Source organism: Algibacter luteus, from assembly GCF_900141715.1.
GTDB classification, from domain to species: domain Bacteria; phylum Bacteroidota; class Bacteroidia; order Flavobacteriales; family Flavobacteriaceae; genus Arenitalea; species Arenitalea lutea.
Genome location: NZ_FQYK01000010.1, coordinates 42,588 through 65,853, shown reverse-complemented (window position 1 = coordinate 65,853; position 23,266 = coordinate 42,588). Strand labels below are relative to the sequence as shown.

General features: G+C 33.2%; 26 protein-coding genes and 1 other RNA gene. 13 read left to right on the top strand and 14 right to left on the bottom strand.

Features of this window, described 5'->3' with window-relative positions; all coding sequences use genetic code 11:
* Positions 1-14: 14 nt before the first annotated feature.
* The 4 genes from BUA46_RS14290 (at position 15) to rnpB (ending at position 2,544) form a co-directional block, all read left to right on the top strand.
* Entirely contained in the window at positions 15-269 is a 255-nt protein-coding gene (locus BUA46_RS14290) for an autorepressor SdpR family transcription factor (RefSeq protein WP_019388528.1), read from the top strand.
* A 2-nt stretch (positions 270-271) separates the two neighbouring features.
* Positions 272-916, top strand: a complete 645-nt coding sequence (locus BUA46_RS14285) for an SdpI family protein (protein ID WP_019388529.1) — start codon at positions 272-274, stop codon at positions 914-916.
* On the top strand, positions 917-1,993 hold the full coding sequence (locus BUA46_RS14280; RefSeq protein ID WP_019388530.1) for an alpha/beta hydrolase family protein: 1,077 nt from the start codon (positions 917-919) through the stop codon (positions 1,991-1,993). It begins immediately after the preceding gene.
* 211 nt (positions 1,994-2,204) lie between these two features.
* An RNA gene (gene rnpB, locus BUA46_RS14275) (RNase P RNA component class A) lies at positions 2,205-2,544 on the top strand.
* Positions 2,545-2,626: 82 nt separating this feature from the next.
* Here the strand turns inward: rnpB and BUA46_RS14270 are convergent.
* The 5 genes from BUA46_RS14270 to BUA46_RS14250 all read right to left on the bottom strand — a co-directional run bounded on the left by BUA46_RS14270 (position 2,627) and on the right by BUA46_RS14250 (position 6,160).
* The gene (locus BUA46_RS14270) at positions 2,627-3,379 is read right to left on the bottom strand and encodes a hypothetical protein (protein ID WP_019388531.1); all 753 of its coding nucleotides are present in this window, start codon (positions 3,377-3,379) and stop codon (positions 2,627-2,629) included.
* A gap of 37 nt (positions 3,380-3,416) precedes the next feature.
* Positions 3,417-3,923 carry a nuclear transport factor 2 family protein gene (locus tag BUA46_RS14265; RefSeq protein ID WP_019388532.1) on the bottom strand — a complete coding sequence of 169 codons (507 nt, stop codon included), beginning with the start codon at positions 3,921-3,923 and terminating at the stop codon, positions 3,417-3,419.
* 152 nt (positions 3,924-4,075) lie between these two features.
* Positions 4,076-4,618 (bottom strand): 16S rRNA (guanine(966)-N(2))-methyltransferase RsmD, encoded by a 543-nt coding sequence (gene rsmD, locus BUA46_RS14260; RefSeq protein WP_019388533.1) that lies wholly within the window; start codon positions 4,616-4,618, stop codon positions 4,076-4,078.
* Positions 4,618-5,475 carry a DUF3822 family protein gene (locus tag BUA46_RS14255; RefSeq protein WP_237714676.1) on the bottom strand — a complete coding sequence of 286 codons (858 nt, stop codon included), beginning with the start codon at positions 5,473-5,475 and terminating at the stop codon, positions 4,618-4,620. Before BUA46_RS14255 ends, rsmD begins: the two co-directional genes overlap by 1 nt.
* Positions 5,423-6,160, bottom strand: a complete 738-nt coding sequence (locus tag BUA46_RS14250; RefSeq protein ID WP_019388535.1) for a hypothetical protein — start codon at positions 6,158-6,160, stop codon at positions 5,423-5,425. The genes BUA46_RS14255 and BUA46_RS14250 overlap by 53 nt, the downstream gene beginning before the upstream one ends.
* A 131-nt stretch (positions 6,161-6,291) precedes the next feature.
* Here BUA46_RS14250 and BUA46_RS14245 point away from each other — a divergent pair, with 131 nt between their 5' ends.
* Genes BUA46_RS14245 through BUA46_RS14210 form a run of 8 tightly spaced genes read left to right on the top strand, consistent with a single transcriptional unit; the run spans position 6,292 to position 12,723 of the window.
* Positions 6,292-7,716: an ATP-dependent DNA helicase gene (locus tag BUA46_RS14245; protein ID WP_019388536.1), complete on the top strand. Its 1,425-nt coding sequence runs from the start codon at positions 6,292-6,294 to the stop codon at positions 7,714-7,716.
* 16 nt (positions 7,717-7,732) lie between these two features.
* Positions 7,733-8,299: a DUF4126 domain-containing protein gene (locus BUA46_RS14240; protein WP_019388537.1), complete on the top strand. Its 567-nt coding sequence runs from the start codon at positions 7,733-7,735 to the stop codon at positions 8,297-8,299.
* A gap of 49 nt (positions 8,300-8,348) precedes the next feature.
* On the top strand, positions 8,349-8,981 hold the full coding sequence (locus tag BUA46_RS14235) for a hypothetical protein (protein ID WP_019388538.1): 633 nt from the start codon (positions 8,349-8,351) through the stop codon (positions 8,979-8,981).
* Positions 8,982-9,000: 19 nt separating this feature from the next.
* Positions 9,001-9,729 (top strand): 3-deoxy-manno-octulosonate cytidylyltransferase, encoded by a 729-nt coding sequence (gene kdsB, locus BUA46_RS14230; RefSeq protein ID WP_035106571.1) that lies wholly within the window; start codon positions 9,001-9,003, stop codon positions 9,727-9,729.
* Positions 9,720-10,424 (top strand): HAD family hydrolase, encoded by a 705-nt coding sequence (locus BUA46_RS14225; RefSeq protein WP_019388540.1) that lies wholly within the window; start codon positions 9,720-9,722, stop codon positions 10,422-10,424. The genes kdsB and BUA46_RS14225 overlap by 10 nt, the downstream gene beginning before the upstream one ends.
* A gap of 1 nt (position 10,425) precedes the next feature.
* A complete protein-coding gene (locus BUA46_RS14220) occupies positions 10,426-11,043 on the top strand; it encodes a CatA-like O-acetyltransferase (protein WP_019388541.1) in 618 nt (205 codons plus the stop codon).
* A 47-nt stretch (positions 11,044-11,090) separates the two neighbouring features.
* Positions 11,091-12,173: an iron-containing alcohol dehydrogenase family protein gene (locus tag BUA46_RS14215; protein WP_019388542.1), complete on the top strand. Its 1,083-nt coding sequence runs from the start codon at positions 11,091-11,093 to the stop codon at positions 12,171-12,173.
* A 1-nt stretch (position 12,174) separates the two neighbouring features.
* Positions 12,175-12,723, top strand: a complete 549-nt coding sequence (locus BUA46_RS14210) for a 1-acyl-sn-glycerol-3-phosphate acyltransferase (protein ID WP_019388543.1) — start codon at positions 12,175-12,177, stop codon at positions 12,721-12,723.
* 166 nt (positions 12,724-12,889) lie between these two features.
* Here BUA46_RS14210 and BUA46_RS14205 read toward each other — a convergent pair whose 3' ends face one another.
* Positions 12,890-15,484, bottom strand: coding sequence for a zinc-dependent metalloprotease (locus BUA46_RS14205; protein ID WP_019388544.1), 2,595 nt, complete (start codon positions 15,482-15,484; stop codon positions 12,890-12,892).
* A 137-nt stretch (positions 15,485-15,621) separates the two neighbouring features.
* Between BUA46_RS14205 and BUA46_RS14200 the strand changes: the two genes are divergently transcribed.
* Positions 15,622-16,362, top strand: coding sequence for an NYN domain-containing protein (locus BUA46_RS14200; protein WP_019388545.1), 741 nt, complete (start codon positions 15,622-15,624; stop codon positions 16,360-16,362).
* A 122-nt stretch (positions 16,363-16,484) separates the two neighbouring features.
* Here BUA46_RS14200 and BUA46_RS14195 read toward each other — a convergent pair whose 3' ends face one another.
* From BUA46_RS14195 to BUA46_RS14160, 8 genes are all read right to left on the bottom strand, one after another.
* Complete coding sequence (locus BUA46_RS14195) at positions 16,485-17,447, bottom strand: Gfo/Idh/MocA family protein (RefSeq protein WP_019388546.1); 963 nt, start codon at positions 17,445-17,447, stop codon at positions 16,485-16,487.
* Positions 17,448-17,514: 67 nt separating this feature from the next.
* Positions 17,515-18,234 (bottom strand): YebC/PmpR family DNA-binding transcriptional regulator, encoded by a 720-nt coding sequence (locus BUA46_RS14190; protein WP_019388547.1) that lies wholly within the window; start codon positions 18,232-18,234, stop codon positions 17,515-17,517.
* Between the two features lie 122 nt (positions 18,235-18,356).
* The gene (locus tag BUA46_RS14185) at positions 18,357-18,650 is read right to left on the bottom strand and encodes a 4a-hydroxytetrahydrobiopterin dehydratase (protein WP_019388548.1); all 294 of its coding nucleotides are present in this window, start codon (positions 18,648-18,650) and stop codon (positions 18,357-18,359) included.
* 44 nt (positions 18,651-18,694) lie between these two features.
* Entirely contained in the window at positions 18,695-19,528 is an 834-nt protein-coding gene (locus BUA46_RS14180) for a sugar nucleotide-binding protein (RefSeq protein WP_019388549.1), read from the bottom strand.
* Between the two features lie 27 nt (positions 19,529-19,555).
* Positions 19,556-20,470, bottom strand: coding sequence for a glutaminase (locus BUA46_RS14175; RefSeq protein WP_019388550.1), 915 nt, complete (start codon positions 20,468-20,470; stop codon positions 19,556-19,558).
* 1 nt (position 20,471) lies between these two features.
* Positions 20,472-21,554, bottom strand: coding sequence for a glycine cleavage system aminomethyltransferase GcvT (gene gcvT, locus BUA46_RS14170; RefSeq protein WP_019388551.1), 1,083 nt, complete (start codon positions 21,552-21,554; stop codon positions 20,472-20,474).
* 281 nt (positions 21,555-21,835) lie between these two features.
* Entirely contained in the window at positions 21,836-22,843 is a 1,008-nt protein-coding gene (locus BUA46_RS14165) for a T9SS type A sorting domain-containing protein (RefSeq protein WP_162129543.1), read from the bottom strand.
* Positions 22,844-22,999: 156 nt separating this feature from the next.
* Positions 23,000-23,242: a CBU_0592 family membrane protein gene (locus BUA46_RS14160; RefSeq protein ID WP_019388553.1), complete on the bottom strand. Its 243-nt coding sequence runs from the start codon at positions 23,240-23,242 to the stop codon at positions 23,000-23,002.
* Positions 23,243-23,266 lie beyond the last annotated feature (24 nt).

Here is a 23,266-nt window from a genome sequence, read left to right as displayed (position 1 = left end):
TAACTAAATAAGAAATGAATTCTTTATTTAAGGCCCTTAATGATGAAACTAGAAGACAGATTGTCGAATTACTTAAGGAAAAAGACATGAATGCTGGGGAAATAGCTGAACGGTTTAATATATCAAAACCAAGTATATCACATCATTTAGATATTTTAAAAAGAGCCGATTTAATTACAAGTGAGAAAAAAGGACAATTTGTAGAGTATTCTCTAAATACGAGCATTTTAGAGGATTTACTTAACTGGATATTAACTTTAAAAAAATAATCATGAGCTTAAAAAAGGAATTACCACTAATTGCAATCGTACTTTTGCCATTTATTTATTTGGCTTATCTATGGAATGATTTACCTGAAAAAGTACCGTTACATTGGAATATAAAGGGAGAGGTAAACCGCTATGGAGATAAGATAGAACTTATTTTTATTCCAATTTTATTACCACTACTTATATATATTATCTTTTTGGTTGTTCCTAAAATTGACCCTAAAAACAAACTGCAAAAAATGGGTAATAAGTTACAAACACTTAAATTCTTGTTGACAACTTTTATGTCAATCTTAGCATTATTCATAATCTATACTGCAAAAAATGAGTCGCTTACTAACCCAAACTATATTATACTGTTAATAGGATTGCTTTTTTTAATTCTAGGAAATTATTTTAAAACATTAAAAGCTAATTATTTTATAGGAATTAGAACACCCTGGACACTCGAGAATGAGACGGTTTGGAAGGAAACGCACAAATTAGGAGGGAAAATGTGGTTTATTGGTGGTTTACTAATTGTCCTTTCTAGTTTAGTGTTAGAAAAGCAAACTAATTTTACAATATTCATAATTATTACTGCAGTTATAACCATTGTACCTGTAGTCTTTTCTTATTTGAAATTTCAAAACATAAAAACTAACTAAATGAAAATACATTTTCTATACTTTTTAATTTCCGCTATTTTTTCATTCAATTTATCTGCTCAAATCAATAGACCTCAAGAACCAAAAGAACCTTTTAATTATATAATTGAAGATGTTGAGTTTAAAAACAACATGGATAGTATTTCACTCGCAGGTACACTAACTTACCCAAAAGAGGGGTCAAATTTTCCAGCTGTAATTTTAATAAGTGGCAGTGGTCCGCAGGATAGAAATTCTGATATGATGAACCATAAACCATTTATGGTTATTGCAGATTATTTTACAAATAAAGGCATAGCTGTATTACGAGTTGATGATAGAGGCACAGGAGCATCTGAGGGGAATTATAATGCCACTGGGCTTGATGGTTTTGTTAGTGACACAAATAGTGCTTTTGAATTTATTAAAACGCACAGTGCCATAAACCCTGTTAAAATTGGCCTTATCGGTCATAGTTTAGGTGGTGTGATAGCACCAATTATAGCAAGTAAAAATCAAGATGTTTCTTTTATTGTTCTTCTGGCTGGGTCTGGCATAAGAGGAGATAAACTTATGCTTTTACAAAAAGAAATAATAGAGCGAAAAATGGGGGTTCCTGAGGCTGGAATTACACAAGGACAAAATTATATGAAAGGAGCCTACAATATTATTTTAAACTCAAATAATGATGATAATCAATTACAATCTGATTTAAAGGATTACTTCAATGAAATTTTTGGAGCTATGTTAACTGATAGCCAAATTAAATCATTATCAGAACAAATGTCTATGCCGTGGTTAACAGACTTTATAAAATTTGATCCGAAGGAATCTCTAAGTAAAACAAAATGCCCAATTCTTGCATTGAATGGTGCAAATGACTTACAAGTACCTTCAAAAGAGAATCTTGAGGCTATTGAAGCTATTTTATTAGCCAATGGGAACACTAATACTAAAACAATGACGTTGGATGATTTAAATCACTTATTTCAAGAAAGCAAAACCGGTTTACCGAATGAATACGCCATTATTGAACAGACTTTTTCACCGATGGCATTAGATATTATGTTTGAATGGATAAAAAGGCAAACCGAATAAAAAGTAAAATAATCTTCATTTCTTAAAATCAAAGCTAGCAAACAGCCCCTGTGTTAAGGATTGCAGCGGTAGATTTTTGCGAGGCGCGCATCGAGCCAAAACTTATAGTGGAAAGCCAGACCCCTTGTGGGTAACCTGCCTGCCCGCAGGCAGGCGCCCAAATAATGATTTTTAATTAGATTTTAAAATATAGGAATTGTAATTTTGCGTTTAAGTAAATCGCCTTATCGTTCCGAAGTTATTTCGGGAAGGAAAGTCCGAACACCGTAGTGCAACATAGTGGTTAATGGCCACCAACCGTGAGGTTAGGAAAAGTGCAACAGAAAGAATGTACAGGTTATGCTGTAGTGAAATCAGGTAAACTCTATGTGGTGCAATGTCATGTATACCAACGTTTGAGGGCTGCACGCCCGATTGTTGGAGGGTAGGCAGCTAAAGTGTATTGGTAACAATGCACTAAGATAAATGATAAGGTATTTTTGTGCTTGTTTTAGGTAAACTTGAAACGAGTACGGAATGAACAGAATTCGGCTTATAGATTTACTTGAACATAAATAAGCCCCTCTTTAGTAATTAAAGAAGGGCTTATTCCCTTATAAAAGTAATTTGGTTGGTTGAAACGGCAGATTTATTTTATTTTGGTGCGTAGGCCAAATCTGGACGCATTTCTCCTGAAAACTCTTCCATTCTGGTGGCGTGTTCCATGACCTTACTAAACACTTCCCAAACTTCTTCTTTTGTGCCTAATGTAGCTTCGTTAGTTTTAGATTTAGTTTCGAAATCGATAGCATCTTTAGCGGAAATCGCAACTAAATAAAACTCTTCGGGTGTACCAAAACCACTGCGATATACTCTATAATATTCTTTTGAGTTTTTTGATTCGTACAATGCTTTTACAGCTTTCATGCCTTCACGAACTTTTTTAGCATTACTTGGTGTAAAATAGATATAGTACCATTTACGATAGTTTTGACCTTCTTGAGTCATGGATATGCCTTCTGGCATATAGGTTAAATCTTCAACCATGGTAATCGTGTAATTGGTATGCGAATCATAGCATTTATCGAATTCTTCAAACATTTTTCCAAATTCGTCGCCCATAGTTTTAGCCATATCTGCAAATGGATTTTTATCCATATCTGCAAAATTTTCAATAGGTGTAATGTAAAAATATTTAAAATCGCTTCTTGTTCCTGTTGCCCATGAGGTTTGTGGGTTATGTTTTATACAAGCATCATTAAACTTTTTAGCAATAGCTTCATATTGCATTAACATAGACGGTTTTACGTTATCTTGATGCACCATAAATCTTTTTTGTGCATGCGACAGATTAAAAGAAAAGCACAATAATAATGCTATTAAAATTGAGGTTTTAAATGTTTTCATATTAAATAATTTAGTTAATTGATTTTTTATTTTTGGATTACTCTTCTTCTACGACATCATCTACTGCAGTGAGTTTAGCAAATTCTGCATTCATAGCAGTTCCGTCATAGTAAACGTGTTCTTCAACAATTTTACCATCTACAAACTGTACAGCTAAATGGACAGGAATTGATAATTCTTTATTATTTGCAGCTAAAGTTCCCTTGTGTAATGCCCAATAGTACACCCAAGTTTCATCTTCTTTATCAAGAACCATTTCAATGTATTCTTTATCGCGATTAAAGCCATAAGAAGACATGGTGTTTGCCATAGTCTCTAAACTTTTGGCTCTTTCTGCAATAGTTAGTGGTTCTGTTGAGTTTACGTAAATTTTAGCGGTATCGGCAAAATGGCTTTTCCACTTAGCCCAATCTCCAGCTTCGTAAGCTTCTATACCGGCTTTTAATGTGTTTATTTCTGCAGATTCTGCAAAATAACGTTGTGGTTTGTTTTGGCAAGCAGTAAATAACATTACTGCAAAAGCAACTAGAATAATTTTTTTCATTTGAATTTATGGTTTAATTGGTTGATAACAATTTTAAACCATACACACGAATAGAATAAGAATGTATTTCCCTGAGAGATACATGCAATGATTAGAGTCTGGGACTCTTAAGGAGAACTCTAAAGTACTGAAAAAAAATGAGTTGTGGAAATTTATTCTGGCTTTTCAAAAAAACTAAAAACACTTCCACCATAGTTTTTGGAGTAGCTAAAATGTTTAATTTCTGATAAGTTAGTATGTTTAGAATGCTCGACTATGAGTAAGCCTTCAGGTAGTAACAAGTTATTTTGAAAAACAAGCTCTGGTATTTTAGCAAATTGTTCATCAGAGAAACTATAAGGTGGATCTGCAAAAATAATATCAGTTTGAAGTGTTGATTTTTCTAGAAACTTAAAAACATCACTTTTTATGGTTTGAATTGGCATTTCAAAATTCTCAGCAGTCTGATTTATAAACTTAATGCATCCGAAATCCTGATCTACACTAGTAATTTGCTCAACACCTCTAGAAGCAAACTCATAACTTATATTGCCAGTGCCCGCGAATAAGTCTAATACAGTTATGTCTTCAAAATAGTATAAATTATTAATGATATTAAATAGCGATTCTTTAGCCATATCAGTAGTGGGGCGGACAGGCAGTCTTTTTGGCGCCACAATTTTTCTACTTTTATAAAGACCTGATATAATTCTCATTAAAAACTATTTAAAAGTGCAAAATTAGAATATTCAGATTTTGGCTTTGCTATGTATTTATATTGGCTATATCGTTTTCCAAAACTTATATTCCTAATGTATTTATAAGCAATCTCGTATAATTCGTTATTTTCATCTACATCTCCCAATAGGACAAGTTGGAAGGATTCTGGGTCTAAATTAAGTTGTTCTGCTGTAAAAAGAATGTAATAGATAAAATCTTCTTTCGTACTGTAACTAAAGGAATTGTACAAGTTTAATTGCCCTTTTTCAGTAACTAAAATCTCAAAGTGATTGGTGCTTATATTCACAAATACTTTTGGTGTTTCTGATTCTTTTTCTATTTGTAAAATATTTTCAATTAAAACGGTAGAAACGTGCTTGTAAACAAAGGTTCCAAACTTGTCATAAATAAAATTATTAAAATTGACATAAGGAATATAAACGTTTACGATACTGTTTTCTTGAATTGGATCGTAGGCTATAAAATCAGACTTAAGTATTTTAGAATTAAATTTTAAATACTCTGCGAGGTGGTTTTTATTGAATAATGACTTTGGTACTAAAGTCGCTAGGTCGTTATCATGAATAATAATTACATTTTTAAAATTACTTTGTAATGCATTTTCTTTTGCGAACAATGATTTTAATTCATCTAAAGCTTCAAGTGGGTTTAAACGTTTCTCGAAGATGACTTCTCGCAACTCTATTACCGTATTGGTATCTGTATTCAGTATACAAAAAGAAAGTCCACTCAAACTTATTTGAATGGACAGATCTATATTAGTTAGTTTGTTAGACGTTTTATTCGTTTGAGCCATATGTTTTTGGCCAGTTTCCGTTTGTGTTAACTTCATCCATAGAACCTACTTTTAATGCATCACCATTAACACCATCCACTGATACTACCTGATTTTCTTGAACTAGTAAATCTTTATTCTGGTCGTATAAAATCACGCTCTTTTTAACTGATGCTTCAAAAACAGGAATCTTAATATTGTTTTGCTCGATAAACCCAGCATCCATTTTAAATTTAGCTCCTTCTTCACCAACAGGAACATTCATCATCGTTTTATAACGTGTTGAAGATTTAAATAATGAATCTTTTACAGAAACAAATCCTAAGGTATCAACTATAATAATATCTTTAAAAGTATCTACGCCGTATCTTTTTGTTAAATCTACATCAATAATACTTGAATCTCTTCGTTGGGTAATAGTATATTGTGCAGTATCAACAAATTTGATTAAATTATCAAAGTCTTTTGCAAAAACCCCTATAACTTGCCTGTGAGCCAGCTGAGAGTCTCTAATATCCTTTAAACTTTCAATTACTTGAGCATATCGCTTATTTTTTACTTTATTAAACTGGATAGGTTCATAAATGGAAACATAAGTTTTGTAACCTAAAAAAGCAATCAATAACCAAAGTGCAATATTTAATAACGGTTTAAACTTCGCCGGTATAAATTTATCAACTAACTTAACCAAGCCAATTGTAACTAAAATAACCGCAACTGCAACAAGAATAAAATTTAACATAGTATGTTATTTAATTTAAAGTTTAATAAAAGGTATTTAGCAAATCTACAATTTTTTTTTAATCGTTAAAACCAAACTGCATAAAAATCATTTCTATATTTGAATAATTTACAAAACCCTTGAAATCTATAATGACTTCCAACGAATTTTATTCTCTCATAAAACAACAATTTCCGTTTCAACCTACAATGAAACAAAATATTGTTTTACAACAACTTGCAGAGTTCATTTTTTCAAAAAATAAAGATTCCTTATATCTACTAAAAGGGTATGCCGGAACAGGAAAGACAACTATTGTTGGCGCTATTGTGAGTAATTTATGGAAGGCAAAAATGAGTGCTGTACTCATGGCACCAACGGGTAGAGCCGCCAAAGTGATATCGAATTATTCTAATAAGGAAGCATTTACCATTCATAAAAAAATATATTTCCCTAAAAAAGATAAAGGTGGAGGTGTAAAGTTTGTTTTGCAGCCTAATAAGCACAGAAATACGATTTTTATTGTTGATGAAGCTTCCATGATTCCAGATACACCCAGCGAATCAAAACTTATGGAAAATGGTTCGTTACTAGACGACTTAATGCAATATGTTTATTCTGGGCATCATTGTAAGTTGCTATTAATAGGTGATACTGCTCAATTACCACCAGTGAAATTAGATTTAAGCCCTGCATTAGACCCGAATACCTTAGCACTTAATTACAACAAAGAAGTTACCAAAATGGAACTTGATGAAGTTGTAAGGCAAGAAGAAAACTCAGGCATATTAGCTAATGCCACCATATTACGAGAAGCATTATCTGGAACGACTTATGATTTTTTTAAGTTTGATTTAGCCGATTTTAAAGATATTATTAGGCTTGTTGATGGTTATGAAATAATGGATGCCATTAACGATTCTTATAGCGATTTAGGGAAAGAAGACACTGCTATTATTGTAAGAAGCAATAAACGCGCAAACCTATACAATCAACAAATAAGAAACAGAATTCTTTTTAATGAAAGCGAATTATCCGCAGGAGATTATTTAATGGTTGTAAAGAATAACTATTTCTGGATAAAACCAACTACCGAAGCTGGATTTATTGCAAATGGTGATATTATTGAAGTTCTGGAAATATTCAGTTTACAAGAATTGTATGGCTTTCGCTTCGCTGAAGTAAAAATTAGAATGGTTGATTACCCCAAAATGAGACCTTTTGAAACCGTGTTATTATTAGATACTATTGATGCTGAAACGCCTTCTCTGGCCTATGAAGATTCGAATAAATTGTATCAAGAAGTGATGAAAGATTTTGAAAGTGAAACGAGTAATTACAAAAAATTCTTAAAGGTAAAAAACAACAAACATTTTAATGCGCTTCAAGTTAAATTTTCTTATGCCATCACCTGCCATAAATCACAAGGAGGGCAATGGAACACTGTTTTTGTAGAACAACCGTATTTACCAAACGGTATAGATAAAGATTATTTAAGGTGGTTATACACTGCGGTAACAAGAGCGAAAGAAAAATTGTACCTTATTGGCTTTAAAGACGATTTCTTTGAAGAATAATTAATTAAAATTAAAGATGACTTTTGAAACGATATTAAGTATTTGTCTAGGTGTTGGTTTATCGGCCTCGGTAGGATTTAGAGTGTTTTTACCCTTATTTGCTTTAAGCCTTGCTGCTTTTTTTGATGTTTGGCAACTTAACGAATCTTGGGAATGGATAGGAAGTACTGGAGCTCTCATAACTTTAGGTGCTGCTACTATAGTCGAAATTGTTGCGTATTTTATACCATATATTGATAATTTATTAGATAGTATCGCAGTGCCACTAGCTGCCTTGGCAGGAACCGCCATCATGCTTTCTACAATTGCAGATTTGAGTCCTGTTGTAACTTGGTCTTTAGCTATTATAGCTGGAGGCGGGACAGCTGCAGCAGTTGCAGGAAGCTCGAGTACAACACGATTAGCTTCTACTGCTACTACAGGAGGTATTGCAAATCCTTTGGTTTCAACCATAGAAACAGGAACCTCGATTGTCATGTCTGTTATTTCTATTTTTCTTCCCATACTAGCAGCAATTATAGCCATATTTATCATTTTTACAATTTTTAGATTATATAAAAAGTTTAAAAGGAGTAGGCAATAATTATGATATAAATATTATATTTTTGAAATTCTAAACCTTTATCTTAATTATGAATATAAAAATTACCTTTTGTCTAGTTTTTTGTTTTCCTTATTTAATATTTTCCCAAACCAATGCTGTTACAGAATATGGCGACCAAGTAGTATTATATGACGATGGTACCTGGCAACAAGTGGGTGAGCAAGTTGAAGAGAAAGTAGAAATTCCTGTAAATGCTACAATTTTCGAAAAAGATGAAGATTCCGATTTCCTAATTAAAAGTTCAACATTTAACGTAGGGATTTGGTTAAATACAAAAGATTGGAAATTTAAGAAGGCTTCAAGTAACGAAGATGCCGAATTTGAATTGGAACTTAAAAAAGAGGATTTATATGGTTCTGTAATAACTGAAAAAGTTGAAATCCCTTTGGTAACACTAAGAGATATTGCATTATCAAATGCACGAGAAGTAGCCCCAGATACTAAATTAAATAATCAAGAATACCGTACAGTTAATGGCTTAAAAGTTTTAATGTTAGAAATGAGCGGCACAATGTCTGGAATTAAATTTGGATATAAAGGGTATTATTATTCAAACGAAAATGGTACTGTTCAAATCATACTTTATACATCAGTAAATTTAATGAAAAGCTATGATAACCATATTGAAAAATTGTTAAATGGGTTTGTTCAGTTAAATTAAAAACAGCTATTTAAAGCATATGAAAATAATTTCAATGATTCCCGCGCGTTATGCTGCATCTCGTTTTCCTGCAAAACTTATGCAAGATTTGGGTGGTAAAACAGTTATTTTAAGAACATATGAGGCCACGGTGGCAACCAAGTTATTTGATGATGTTTTCGTAGTTACCGACAGTGAAAGTATTTATAATGAAATTGTTAATAATGGCGGAAATGCAATAATGAGCAAAAAAGAACACAACAGCGGTAGCGATAGAATTGCCGAAGCTGTTGAGGATATGGATATTGACATTGTTATTAATGTTCAAGGCGATGAACCTTTTACAGATGCTGAATCCTTAAAGAAACTCATAGAAGTATTTAAAAATGATTCTGATAAATCGATCGATTTAGCATCTTTAATGGTTCATATTACAGATGAAGATGAAATAAAAAACCCAAATACTGTCAAAGTAATTTTAGATAATCAGAATTTTGCACTCTACTTTTCTCGAAGTCCAATCCCTTATTTAAGAGATAAAAGTGTTGCTGTAAAATACTATAAACACAAAGGGGTTTATGCCTTTAGGAAGCAAGCCATTTTAGATTTCCATCGTTTGCCTATGCTTACTTTAGAAGCTGCTGAAAAGCTAGAACAATTAAGGTATTTAGAATATGGTAAACGTATAAAAATGGTTGAAACTGATGTGCAAGGTGTTGAAATTGACACACCCGAAGATTTAGAGCGCGCTAAGAAATTATGGAAATAAATTACAAAAACATAAAGGTAATTGGTTTTGATGCTGATGATACACTATGGGTTAATGAAACCTACTTTAGAGATGCGGAATTAGCATTTGCAAAATTACTATCTAAATACGAAACTGCTAATAAGATTGACCAAGAGCTTTTTAGAATGGAAATGGATAACTTAGAGCTCTACGGTTATGGCATTAAAGCATTTACCTTATCAATGGTAGAATCTGCTTTAGAACTGTCAAATTATAATATTTCAACAAAAACTATAGAATCTATATTAAACATAGGTAAAGACATGTTGAATAAACCTGTTGAATTGCTTGATGGTGTTGAAGAAGTATTAAAAACACTCTCAAAAAAATACCGATTAATACTGGCTACTAAAGGCGATTTACTAGATCAAGAACGAAAATTAGAAAAATCTGGACTGACAGACTATTTTCATCATATTGAGGTGTTAAGTGATAAGAAAGAAGCCAATTATTCAAAATTATTAAATCATCTAGATATCAACCCTTCTGAATTTTTAATGATAGGCAACTCACTAAAATCTGATGTTTTGCCTTTAGTCAACATCAAAGCAAATGCCATACATGTTCCATTTCATACCACTTGGGCGCACGAACAAGTAAGTGAAGAAGAAACAAATGGTAAAATGTATAAAACGATTACATCGTTAAAAGAAGTTTTAAACTTGGTAAAATAAAGTGAAAGAAATTAATATAAATTCATGGAATAGAAAACAGCATTATGAGCATTTTATGGCTTTAGAAGACCCGTCGTTTGCTGTGACCATTCCTTTTGATGTTACCAAGGCTTATACTTTTGCAAAAGCCAATAATATTAGTTTTTTTGCTAAGTATTTACACGATTGTATGAAGGCTATTAACAGTGTTGAAAATTTAAGATTTCGAATTGAAAATGATGGCATAGTTGAATACGATGTCATTCATGCATCATCAACTATAATGAGAAGTGACAATACCTTTGGGTTTTCGTTTATACATTTTGATGAGGATTTAAGCACCTTTATTCAAAATATAAATAATGAAAAAGAAAGAATTCAGAATTCTAAAGATTTATACCCTCCTTTAAACGGATTAGATTGTATACATTGTTCTGCAATGCCATGGCTTAATTTTTCTAGCCAAAAGGAGCCAAAGTCGGGGAGTGTGGATTCGGTGCCAAAATTTGCTTTTTCAAAAGCAGTGAAATCAAATAATAGTTTACAAATGAATGTGGCCATTCAGGTAAATCACGCATTAGTAGACGGTTATCATATAAGTTTGTTCTCGGAAAAATTCCAAGAATTTTTAAACGCATAAAATTTTATTTAAACTATTTTTACATTTTGTAAAAGAAAACATATTAAATGAGTTATAAGAACTTTCCAATGGTGCCAAGAGTCATTTTTGGCAGAGGTAGTTTCAATCAAATTAATGAAGTTTTAGCCCCAAAGCGCTTAAGCATCAATGCTCCATTTATTTATTTTATTGATGATGTGTTTAAAAATAATACATGGCTATTATCTAGAATTTCATTGTCTTATGAGGATAGAATTGTTTTTGTTTCAGCAAAAGAAGAGCCTAAAACTTCACAAGTGGATCAACTTGTTGAAAATATCATCTTAGAATCTAAAGCATTGCCTTCTGGTATTATTGGTATTGGTGGGGGTACTTTGCTAGATTTAGCTAAGGCAGTTTCTATTATGTTAACCAATGAAGGTGAAGCCAAAGATTATCAAGGATGGGATTTAGTAAAAAACCCAGCCATTTATCATGTAGGTATTCCAACAATCTCCGGTACTGGTGCCGAAGTTTCTAGAACCACGGTACTTACTGGACCCGAAAAAAAATTAGGTATTAATTCTGATTTTACGCCATTTGATCAAGTGATATTAGATTCTGAACTCACTAAGGATGTACCACAAAATCAATGGTTTTATACGGGTATGGACTGTTATATCCACTGTATTGAGTCACTAACAGGAACTTATTTAAATACCTTTAGCGAAACCTATGGTACTATGGCATTAGATTTATGCAAAGAAATTTTCATGGAGGATAATCTATCTGATGAAGAGATGCAAGAAAAACTAATGATGGCCTCGTGGCACGGAGGTATGAGTATAGCCTATTCGCAGGTGGGAATTGCGCATGCTATGAGTTACGGTTTATCTTATCTATTAGGAACCAAACACGGAATTGGCAACTGTATTGTTTTCGATCATTTAGAAGATTATTATCCAGAAGGCGTGAAGCTTTTTAAGAAAATGAAAGCAAAACACAAAATAGAATTGCCACAAGGCATTTGTGCAGATTTGAGTGATAAAGATTTCGATACTATGATAAATGTAGCTTTTAGCCTTGAACCACTTTGGGAAAATGCTCTAGGGAAATCATGGAAAAAAACAATTACTAGAGCCAAATTAAAAGCTTTATACCAAAAAATGTAATATGAAAAGGCTAGCCAAATTTATTTATTTTAAAATTATTGGTTGGCGTATTATTGGTAATACTAATTTTTCAAAAGACACTATAAAAAAAGCGGTAATAATTGCTGCTCCTCATACCAGTTGGCACGATTTCTATATTGGCATATTGTTACGCGCAGTTGTTGGTGTTAAAACAAACTTTATCGGAAAGAAAGAATTATTTGTTTTTCCGTTAGGGTGGTTTTTTAGAAAATTAGGCGGCGCTCCAATCAATAGACAATCTAATGAAAACAAGGTTGATGCTATTGCCAAATTATTTGATCAGCACGACGAGTTTCGAATGACTTTAGCCCCGGAAGGGACCAGAAAAAAAGTAACTTCATGGAGAACGGGTTTCTATTTTATTGCAAAACAAGCCAATGTGCCGATTATTATGTTTACGCTTGACTTTGAGAACAAACAAAATAAAGTATCAGAACCTTTTTATCCTACAGATGATATGGAAGCCGATTTTGAGTACATGTATGATTTTTATAAAGGCGTGAAAGGTAAAGTTGCGGCATATTCATAAATAGGTTCCAGATTTTGGCATAAAAATTGTATTTCTTAAAATACAAGCGCATGAAACATAAAGTAAACAATTATTTGTTCCTAAAAAGAAACATGAGCTTACAAATAATAAAAAGCTACTCCGATTATTGAAGTAGCTTTTTTTATAGTTTACATCCTATTAATCATTATTTAATTTCCTTTAAAGCATTATCAATTAAAGTTCTTAAATGCTGTTTATGTGCTCTAGAAGAAATATTTCCGGAAGGTACAGCCATTGTCCTAACGGCTTTTAAATTATAAAGCGCCATAGATTTTGCATTGTTCGTGTATCGACTACTTTGTTTTCCAGTAATCATATCAATAAGCATATTAGTATATTCTAACTGCAAATTTTGTCTAAAGGAGTTTACAGAACTGTAAATATCTGCTTTAAAAATAGCATGATTCAAATCGGTCATGAAAGTAGATAAACTATACGTATTTCCGTATAACTCTGAATCTGTAATACGCTGTAAGGTATTATAATGCAAAATGTGGTTTAAAACATTCTTTTGATAGATAAGTACTTGAGCATGAATTTTAGGGTCTTCAGTACCCGAAAAGAAATTAAAACCACGACGCTGCATTGCTAAATAATTATATAAATCATTTGGCGCATCGAAAGCATTTGGTGCAAACACATACCTTTTTAGTGCATTCATTGCACGTTTTTGGTCTTCGTAACTTACAGGAGTATACGGTTGTTTTCCGCCTTCTTGACCTGCCACAGCTCTGTTTACATAAACACCACCTATATATCTAGAAATGATATTGGCAGCCGATGCTTGTTGTCCGCTTAAAACATAATACGCTCTTCTTAATTCTTGATACGTGTCATCATTCTTAATAAACTTATCTTTAACGGAATTTATTAAATTGTTGGATAATTCTATCCTATCTATTGAATATTGAATGGCATCGTTTGATTGATCACCTGTCATAACTCTAGGGTCAATTGCTTTTCCAGGAGAGCGCATATCATCAGCATCATTACCAAAAATAAGTTCTGGTTTTGTGGATTGATTTAATAAATCATAACGTTCTTTACCTGTTTTGAAAGGTGTATATCCAAATTGGATCGCCCAAATATCGTATGGACCAACGGTTATATCATCATATTGGCCTTGTTTGCTTCTGTCTTTGGTGATATTTAAAGTGGCATAATCCATAACCGATGCCGTTAAACATTTACCTTTAATAAATTCTGGGTTTGCTAATTCTTCTGGAGAAAATAATTGACTTGCTTTCATGTTATGATTTAAACCAAGGGTATGTCCAACTTCATGCATAATCAATGCGGTCATGGATTCCTTTTTTATGCGCTCCATCTCTAAATCTGATGCTCCTGAAACACTCGCTACGGCATGTGCAAACATAATATCTTGATGCATTGTTTTCCCGAACGTGCACGTTTCATGTGAATTTAGATTTGTATCGTTCTCATCAAATGGTGCTTCTAAAGTCGCTAAAGAATATAATTTATCATAAAACACACGATTGGTAAAATGTGCATATTCAAGCATGATATCGGAACCTAAAATTTGTCCTGTTTTAGGATTGACTAACCTTGGGCCATAACCTCCAAATGGTGGAGTGGGTGAAGAGGTCCATCGTAAAACATTATAGCGAATATCACCAGCATCCCAATTGGCATCATCGGGTTGTATTTTAACCTGCATGGCATTTTTAAATCCAGCTTGCTCAAAAGCGACATTCCATTGTAAAACAGCTTCTTTTATAGTTTCTCTCCATTCCAATGGCGTAGAATTTTCAATCCACCACGTTATGGGTTCTACGGGTTCTGAAATAGCTTCGTTAGGATTTTTCTTTTCCAAATGCCATCTATTAACTAAATCTCTGTATGGTGCCGAAGAAGTAGACGTTTGATCATTAACTTCTGTAATAAAAAATCCAACACGTGGGTCGTCTAACCTAATTTCATAATTATTTTCTGGAATTTTAATTAAACTGTGAAACACTTTTATACTGACATTTCTTCCATCTGATACGGCATTAGAACCAATATTTAAAACCGATGGCGAAGAATACACATATTCAACTTGAATATTTGTGTTTTCAGGGTAGTTATTAATCGATCTGATTTTGCTTTTCGTTTTATCTAAACTACCCAGTTTAAATGCTGTTGGTGAACTTCCAGGTTGACGCACAGGTTTTATTTGATTGAATGTTTCTTTAAGAAACAAATCGTTCGCTTTTATGAGATATAACCCTTCTTTATCGTCATGCAATTCAATTTTTAAACTCATTAAAACACCATTACTAATGTTAGCGTCTTTAGATCTTGCAAGCGGATTATCAGGGTCGAAATAAAACGAAGTATTTTGAATTATAAAATCTATTTTATCAAAAAACTTTTCAATTTTAAACACTTTTGAACCTTGATAAGAGCCCCTATTGATTCGGCCAGCATCCAATACACCATCGGCTATTTGAGCAAAATGAATATATTCTTGATTGAGTTGATCTTCTTTAATTACCATTTGCATAACACCTGTTAGTGTGTCTTGATAAATAGTAAAAAGACCATCTATTTTTTTGCTTGATTTGGTTAAGCTTGCAATGGTTTTTTTAGGAGCTTTTTTTACTTGTGCAACTACTTCTGATTTTTTCTTTCTCTTTCCTTTTTTAGTGTTTTGAGCTTCAAAATTTTGAGGAATTAAGATAAGAAACAAAACAATAAAGGCGCAGGAGCGCCTGAATACATTTTTTGATACAATCATTTTCAATACAATTATTTTAGGATAAAAATCCCAGTTTTTAAATTAGTCGGTTAAATGTAGAAATAAAAAGAAGGATAAGTGTCTAAATAAAAGTTAAAATATGTTGTGGTCGGTTTAATTTTTTATCTTTAACGAATATGATAAAAGACACAAAAATTGCGGTTTTAATTGATGGTGATAACATTCCATCGAAGTATATTTCTGAAATGATGGAGGAGATTACCAAGTATGGTACGCCAACCATAAAGCGTATTTATGGCGATTGGACCAAGCCACACTTATCTAAATGGAAAAATATACTACTTGAAAACGCAATAACACCAATACAACAATACGGTTATACTACTGGTAAAAATGCTACAGATTCGGCAATGATAATTGACGCTATGGATATTTTATATTCTGAAAAAGTGAATAGTTTCTGTTTGGTTTCTTCTGATAGTGATTTTACAAAATTAGCAACCCGATTACGCGAAGCAGCTATGGTTGTTTATGGCATGGGTGAGAAGAAAACTCCAAATCCGTTTATTGTGGCTTGCGATAAGTTTATTTATTTGGAAATTCTGGCGAACGATGATGATGAAAATACCAAAGACGAACAAGGCAAGAAAACGAAGAAAACCAATTTATACAACATAACACCAAAAGTGATTAAACTACTTAAAAACTCGGTTGCTGATGCTGCCGATGAAGATGGTTGGGCATTTCTGGGTGATGTAGGATCATTAATTATTAAGAAACAACCTAATTTTGATTCAAGAAACTTCGGATTTCAAAAATTAACACCACTTTTTAAATCGTTACCACAGTTTGAAATGGAGCAACGCGACCAAACTAACGGACGTTTTAAGTTAATTTACGTAAAAAACAAAGAGTAATTTGTGAATTTTCCAAGTCGTTTGAACCCGCGCAAGGGATTGAAGCGGCAGCTTTTGGCGAGGCGTGCATCGAGCCAAAACTATGAGCGAAAAAGCCCGACCTTTTTGGGTTGCGCCCTAAATTAAATTTCACCTAATATTTTTGACATGACCCAACTGGTATGCAATGCCGTTTGACCTGTGGAAGGATGTGGGATTTGATTTTGGAAATAATTGCGCATATTTTGAACGTGATATTGTTGAATATGCTTTGGGTTTTCAATAAAAAGTACTTCGTTGTTAGTGTCGCTTTTTAGGATGATGGGGTTGTCGTGAAAAACCGAAAATTGGATGCTGCCTTTGTTTCCATATATGATGGTTTCGTCTTTATGACCGTGGCAGCCAAAATTCCAGGTTCCATTGCCAGTAATTCCATTTTGATGCAACCAAGAAGCGGTTACGGCATCGTGTGCTGTATAAAGACCTTGTTGATTTAAACTGAAGCCTGTAGCATGTGATATATCGCCTAAAAAGAAGGTGAACAAATCTAAGCCGTGACTTGCTAGATCGTCAAAATATCCTGCAGGTGCAATGTTGGCATCGGTTCGCCAGTTATGGCTTTTAGAAATATCTAAATCGCTAGCTGGTTTGTTTAAATGTGTACTTATGTGTCTTATATCGCCAATATAGCCTTGTTCTAGCCATTCTTTTACTTTTTGAAAACGAGGCAGTGAGCGTCTGTAATATGCCACAAATAAAGGGATGTTTTTGGCTTTAAAGGCATTTACAATATCTAAACTCTCTGAATAACTTGGTGAAAGTGGTTTTTCTATACAACAGGGTTTTCCGGCTTGGGCTACTTTTAATGCGTAATATTTATGCGTATCTGGAGGTGTTGCAATATAAACGGCATCTACATTTGCATCGTTTATTAAATCGTCTGCACAGGTATATGTGGTTTGAATATTATGGCGTTTCGCATAATCTTTTAGTTTATCTACATCGCGACGCATAACAGCAACAACATTAAAACCGTCTGTTAGTTGATATGCTGGTCCGCTTTTTATCTCGGTAACACTGCCACAACCAATAAAACCCCAATTCATTATTCTCAATGTTTCTTTAAACGAAAAAAGAGAACCAAAGGCTCTCTTTTAATATGTTATACTCTTTTTAATCTTCAGTTTCTTCCATGGTGTGATATACGTTTTGTACATCATCATCATCTTCTAATTTTTCTAGAAGCTTCTCAACATCAGCAGCTTGTTCTGGCGTTAGATTTTTTGTAACCTGCGGAATACGCTCGAATCCTGATGATAAAATTTCAATCTCGCGACGTTCTAATTCTGCTTGAATGGCTCCAAAACTTTCAAAAGGAGCGTAGATTAGAATACCGTCATCATCAACAAAAACTTCTTCTGCACCAAAATCAATAAATTCTAATTCTAATTCTTCTGGGTCTAAACCTTCGCCATTTATTCTGAAATTACAGGTATGATCGAACATAAATACCACAGAGCCCGAAGTGCCTAAACTACCATCGCATTTATTAAAATAACTGCGTACATTCGCTACTGTTCTGGTATTATTATCGGTTGCTGTTTCTACTAAAATGGCAATTCCGTGAGGTGCATAGCCTTCAAAAATAACTTCTTTATAATCGCCTTGGTTTTTATCGCTAGCTCTTTTTATGGCTCTCTCAACGTTGTCTTTGGGCATGTTTACAGACTTGGCATTTTGTATTACGGCTCTAAGGCGCGCATTACTGTCTGGGTCTGGACCACCTTCTTTTACTGCCATTACAATATCTTTACCAATACGTGTAAAGGCTTTACTCATGGCAGACCAACGTTTCATTTTTCTTGCTTTTCTAAACTCAAAAGCTCTTCCCATAATTGAATAGTTATTTTTTATTTCCGCGAAAACGGAACATTTTAGTTAACATTTTCTATTGCTAGCAAATTTATAAAATTCTGTCAATCTGAATACCTCTTGTTTACTTAATTTAACAAGAATTATTCCTCATCTGGTTCTACAATAAATTCAATAGCTTCGGCCAATTTAAAGTCTTTGTTTGTAACACCTCCGTCATCATGTGTGGATAATGAAATAGAAAGTACATTGTACACATTACTCCAATTTGGATGGTGATTTAAAGCTTCGCACTCAAAAGCAATTCTGCTCATGGCACTAAAACAATCTTTAAAATTTTCGAATTCAAATTCGGCATGAATGGCATTGTCGTAGTATTCCCAATCTGGGAAACGAAGCAGTTTCGCTTCAATTTCTTGTTCTGTTAATTTACCCATGATTATTTTTTTATGAAATTAAGGATTTAAAGGCTTAATGTCAACTATATTTTTAACTCTGTTAATATATCCTGACTTAGTAATTGAAGGTGTTTAGGAAGTTTATTAAATTTTGAAAGTACAGCCAAATAACGATCGTCGTTTGTTGTATAAACACGTTTATAGATTGGCTGGTTTTTTAATTCTAGAGTGGATATTATTTCTTTTATAAAATCATCATGATGCACCAAATCGTCGCTTCCAAGATGAAAAATACCGTATTTGTTTCGGTTGATAATGTAATGAATTTGTTGGGTAACTTTAGAATCGGTGGTAACATTCATTATTAAATTTGGAAACACTTCAATGGGTTCTTTATCATTAATAAACTGAATTAATTCTTGAACTCGAGGCGATTGTGCTCCAAACACCATTGGTAATCTTAAAACAGCTACTTGCTGCTTAGGTAAGCGCAACAGCATGTTTTCAATTTTTATCTTAAAATGTCCGTAAACACTATTACTATAGGTTTTATCTTGCTCGTAACTAGGGTATTTTATATAACCATCAAAAACATTGGCCGATGATATAAAAAGGATCTTAATTTTTTTTGCAAAAACGTATTCTGTTAAATGTTGATGTGCTAATACTTGTTTTGAAAAATCACCGCGCAAAGCAGAAATGATGATGGTTGGTTTTACAATATCTAGAATTTCAAAAATATCATCTTCTTCAATGTTGTACTGAAAAAAGTGATTGTTTTTTTCAAACGATTTATTAGAAACCATATAGGTTCCGTATGTTTTAAAGTAGGGGCAAAGTTCTTTATAAATAGCGTTTCCTAAGAAACCACTTGCGCCTAAAATTAAAATTCTATGTTTGCCTTCCATTTTTCTCATAGTTCACACTTCTTAAAAAGGATCATATTAAAAAATTGAAAGTTTCGTTTGTGTTGTGAATTCCTCCAAGGCCAACATCCCTAATTTCGAATTTCCTTTGGCGTTCAATCCAGGCGACCAGCAGGTAATTACAAATTGATCAGGTAAAAGTGCCACAATACCACCACCAACACCAGATTTACCGGGTAATCCCACTTCAAAGGCAAACTCACCAGCTTCATCATAAAAACCGCAAGTAAGCATAATGGCGTTAATTCGTTTTGCTTGCGATTTTCTTAAATGCACTTTATTTAAAATACATTTGCCTTGATTCGATAAAAAGAAAAAAGTTTTGGTTAATTGACTACAGGTCATTTCGATGGCACATTGATGGAAATAGAAATCTAAAACCTCTTCAACAGGATTCTGTAAATTTTTAAATGATTTTAAAAGATATGCAGCTGCATAATTTTTAAACCCTGTTGCTTTTTCGGAGTTGGCAACATCTAAATTATATTGGATACTTTCATCGCCTGCAAGATCCCTTATATAAGATAGAAAATCTTCTTTTGGGTTCTTTAAATTAGAAATTAATATATCTGAAATAACAATTGCACCCGAATTGATTAGTGGGTTTCTAGGAATGCCATTCTCTAATTCTAATTGCGATAAATGGTTGAAAGGATCGCCACTAGGCTCAACATCTACACGTTTCCAAATGTCTTCACCAATTAACGCCATAGCTTTAGACAAAGCCAATACTTTAGAAATACTTTGTATGGAAAATAGTTTATTATCATCGCCAACACCAAATTCTTCACCTTGAGCAGTTCTTAAGTGAATGCCGAAATTATTGATATCTACTTCTGCCAATTCAGGAATGTATGTCGCTACTGTACCTTTATTTTTAGCCGCAATTCCTTTGTTATATATAGCATTTAAAATAGCTTGAAAGTCTAACATATTAACCTTTGTAAAACGGTAATTTTACGACTGTTGCTGGTATCGCATTTTTACGAATTTGAATATTTATTTTACTGTTAACATCTGCGAAAACAGGTGGCACGTAGCCTAAGCCAATACCTTTACCAAGCGACGGACTCATAGTTCCTGAAGTCACCACACCAATTTTATTGCCATTTCCATCTACAATATCATATCCGTGGCGTGGAATCCCTCTTTCGTCCAACTCAAAAGCAATGAGTTTACGTTCTGGTCCGCGTTCTTTTTCAGCTTTTAAAGCTTCAGAATTTGTAAAGTCTTTGGTGAATTTTGTTATCCATCCTAAGCCAGCTTCAATAGGCGAGGTGGTGTCATCAATATCATTTCCGTATAGGCAATAACCCATTTCTAAACGCAAAGTATCACGTGCAGCAAGACCAATGGGTTTAATCCCGTAATCTGCACCAGCTTCTAAAACCTTATCCCAAATTTGTTTTACCTCCGTGTTTTTACAATATATTTCAAAGCCGCCACTGCCAGTGTAACCTGTTGCCGAAATAATAACATGCTCTATACCTGCAAAATCACCAACCACAAAATTGTAGAATTTTATAGCCGATAAATCTTCGCTGGTTAAACTTTGCATCGCTTCAATCGCTTTTGGTCCTTGAATAGCCAATAATGAGTAGTCTTCACTTAAATCGCGCATTGTGGCGCCAACATCATTTTTTGATTGAATCCAATTCCAATCTTTTTCAATATTAATCGCATTTACAACCAATAAATAGGTGTCTTCTTTGACACGATATACAATTAAATCGTCTACAATACCACCGTCATCATTAGGCAAGCAACTGTATTGTGCTTTACCTATTATGAGTTTAGAAGCATCGTTACTTGTCACTTTTTGTATAAGTTCTAATGCATGTTCACCTTCAATTAAAAACTCACCCATATGTGAAACATCAAACACGCCAACTGCGTTTCGTACGGTTTCATGTTCAACATTTACTCCCTCGTATTGTACAGGCATATTATACCCAGCAAAAGGGACCATTTTTGCACCTAAAGCGCTATGAGTTTCTGATAAGGCTGTGTTTTTCATTTAGAAATCTTTAATTAAAATATAACGATTATTAAGCTAATAATTAAGATGGAATAGGTAATCATCAATGATTTTCGAATATTGAAATAACCGGAAATACTATCTATAATATCAGCTAAAAATTTCAATATTCCAACTAATATGTCTTCCATAATAACGAAAACAAATGTATAGAAAATTAGTATTAACTTTTAGTTAAAGATTTTAAGATATGAAAAAATGTGAATCTTGAGAAATATGAAAGTATAGCTTAATACAAATTTTAAGTTTTGTTACTAAACTTAAATTTTAACTAACTTTTTCACAAAAGCATTATAATTATCTGAATTTGAAATAAAATAGACGCCACTTTTTAAATCTGAAACATCTATGGTTTTTTGAGATAAATTATAATTTATTACACGCACCGTTACGCCATGTATATTCTTTATAAACAGTTTTCCGTTTGGTAATAAATTATTCAGCTTAATTTGCCCATTAGAAGGGTTAGGAAATAGGTCAAAACCATTGAATTTATTATGCTTATTAATTGATAAGGTAGCGCACATCGATTCACTATTAGAAAGATCTAAAGCCGTACTACTACTCACATCATTTCTATATAAAACCATTTTATCCATAAAAAAGAAGCTAGATCTTGCATCAACAATAACAGAATAGAGGCCGGCTGTATTAAAAGTGGCCCATATAAATCGAAAAGAATTTCCATCATTTGTATTAGTAACAAAACCCCAACGCTGATCTACAGGTAGGTTTACAGGGTGTCTATTCATAAATGCCTTAAAAAAACCTCCAACGCTAGATCCTACAGGACAGTCTCTATTCGGGTTACTATTACAATCAGGTCTTGGCTCTAACGCTTCGGTAGAAGTAAAACTACTTTGTTTTGTAGCATAAAAATCATCCGCAACAATACGTAACCAAGCATCGTTATGCTCGCCTCCAGAGGTGCCAGTACCAATGCGACCTCGCCAAACTAACCTGTATGTGCCAGGATTATTAATTTTTATATTATAAGTTATGGGAGCACCTGTTAATGCGTTAAATGACTCTGCACCATCCCAATAGATATAATTAATGGTTGCCCCTGGTAAATTAGGATCAGCTTCACTGCCTGTTTGCCAATTAGTGCCAGCGGGTAAATTACCAGATTCCATTTCGATAGTTACGTATCCATTTTGTTCTTCAAAAGGGAGCGTTCCATCGCATTCTGCTGTTTGAGCAAATAATGGAAATGAAAACATTGAAATTACAATTAGGTAAATTGTTGAGAAGGCCGTTTTTTTCATCGCTAAGATTTTTTCTGAGTGCAATTTCATAAAAGTAATAATGAAAACCATCATGAGGTGTCCTGTATAAAGTTACCCTAAATAGAATTGGAGTAAAAAGCATTTAAAGTTATGCTAATCAGAGATTGATGAAAAGCTTCTGTTTTTATAATAAAGTCAAATAGAATGCTTACTAAACTTTAGTAACGAATACACCGACACCAAAGTCCAAACAGCTTCCAAGATAATAAATGGCCAATAATTGATAAGAACAGATGCTAAACAAGCCATAGCGGCACCTATAATATTAAGCAGTATAAAAAGTAAACTATTTGGGGATATCTTCCCCAAAACGCTCAATGCGTAAGCCAATAATATTTGAGAAACACCTAAAAACCCAATCCAATCTGCTACACTCATAATACATATTTAGTTTAAATTGGA

Excerpts from the sequence above, each read along its gene's own strand:
- BUA46_RS14290 (WP_019388528.1), top strand. The coding sequence starts at position 15 with ATGAATTCTTTATTTAAGGCCCTTAATGATGAAACTAGAAGACAGATT.
- BUA46_RS14285 (WP_019388529.1), top strand. The coding sequence starts at position 272 with ATGAGCTTAAAAAAGGAATTACCACTAATTGCAATCGTACTTTTGCCA.
- BUA46_RS14280 (WP_019388530.1), top strand. The coding sequence starts at position 917 with ATGAAAATACATTTTCTATACTTTTTAATTTCCGCTATTTTTTCATTC.
- BUA46_RS14270 (WP_019388531.1), bottom strand. The coding sequence starts at position 3,379 with ATGAAAACATTTAAAACCTCAATTTTAATAGCATTATTATTGTGCTTT.
- BUA46_RS14265 (WP_019388532.1), bottom strand. The coding sequence starts at position 3,923 with ATGAAAAAAATTATTCTAGTTGCTTTTGCAGTAATGTTATTTACTGCT.
- rsmD (WP_019388533.1), bottom strand. The coding sequence starts at position 4,618 with ATGAGAATTATATCAGGTCTTTATAAAAGTAGAAAAATTGTGGCGCCA.
- BUA46_RS14255 (WP_237714676.1), bottom strand. The coding sequence starts at position 5,475 with ATGAAGTTAACACAAACGGAAACTGGCCAAAAACATATGGCTCAAACG.
- BUA46_RS14250 (WP_019388535.1), bottom strand. The coding sequence starts at position 6,160 with ATGTTAAATTTTATTCTTGTTGCAGTTGCGGTTATTTTAGTTACAATT.
- BUA46_RS14245 (WP_019388536.1), top strand. The coding sequence starts at position 6,292 with ATGACTTCCAACGAATTTTATTCTCTCATAAAACAACAATTTCCGTTT.
- BUA46_RS14240 (WP_019388537.1), top strand. The coding sequence starts at position 7,733 with ATGACTTTTGAAACGATATTAAGTATTTGTCTAGGTGTTGGTTTATCG.
- BUA46_RS14235 (WP_019388538.1), top strand. The coding sequence starts at position 8,349 with ATGAATATAAAAATTACCTTTTGTCTAGTTTTTTGTTTTCCTTATTTA.
- kdsB (WP_035106571.1), top strand. The coding sequence starts at position 9,001 with ATGAAAATAATTTCAATGATTCCCGCGCGTTATGCTGCATCTCGTTTT.
- BUA46_RS14225 (WP_019388540.1), top strand. The coding sequence starts at position 9,720 with ATGGAAATAAATTACAAAAACATAAAGGTAATTGGTTTTGATGCTGAT.
- BUA46_RS14215 (WP_019388542.1), top strand. The coding sequence starts at position 11,091 with ATGAGTTATAAGAACTTTCCAATGGTGCCAAGAGTCATTTTTGGCAGA.
- BUA46_RS14210 (WP_019388543.1), top strand. The coding sequence starts at position 12,175 with ATGAAAAGGCTAGCCAAATTTATTTATTTTAAAATTATTGGTTGGCGT.
- BUA46_RS14205 (WP_019388544.1), bottom strand. The coding sequence starts at position 15,484 with ATGATTGTATCAAAAAATGTATTCAGGCGCTCCTGCGCCTTTATTGTT.
- BUA46_RS14200 (WP_019388545.1), top strand. The coding sequence starts at position 15,622 with ATGATAAAAGACACAAAAATTGCGGTTTTAATTGATGGTGATAACATT.
- BUA46_RS14195 (WP_019388546.1), bottom strand. The coding sequence starts at position 17,447 with ATGAATTGGGGTTTTATTGGTTGTGGCAGTGTTACCGAGATAAAAAGC.
- BUA46_RS14190 (WP_019388547.1), bottom strand. The coding sequence starts at position 18,234 with ATGGGAAGAGCTTTTGAGTTTAGAAAAGCAAGAAAAATGAAACGTTGG.
- BUA46_RS14185 (WP_019388548.1), bottom strand. The coding sequence starts at position 18,650 with ATGGGTAAATTAACAGAACAAGAAATTGAAGCGAAACTGCTTCGTTTC.
- BUA46_RS14180 (WP_019388549.1), bottom strand. The coding sequence starts at position 19,528 with ATGAGAAAAATGGAAGGCAAACATAGAATTTTAATTTTAGGCGCAAGT.
- BUA46_RS14175 (WP_019388550.1), bottom strand. The coding sequence starts at position 20,470 with ATGTTAGACTTTCAAGCTATTTTAAATGCTATATATAACAAAGGAATT.
- gcvT (WP_019388551.1), bottom strand. The coding sequence starts at position 21,554 with ATGAAAAACACAGCCTTATCAGAAACTCATAGCGCTTTAGGTGCAAAA.
- BUA46_RS14165 (WP_162129543.1), bottom strand. The coding sequence starts at position 22,843 with ATGAAAAAAACGGCCTTCTCAACAATTTACCTAATTGTAATTTCAATG.
- BUA46_RS14160 (WP_019388553.1), bottom strand. The coding sequence starts at position 23,242 with ATGAGTGTAGCAGATTGGATTGGGTTTTTAGGTGTTTCTCAAATATTA.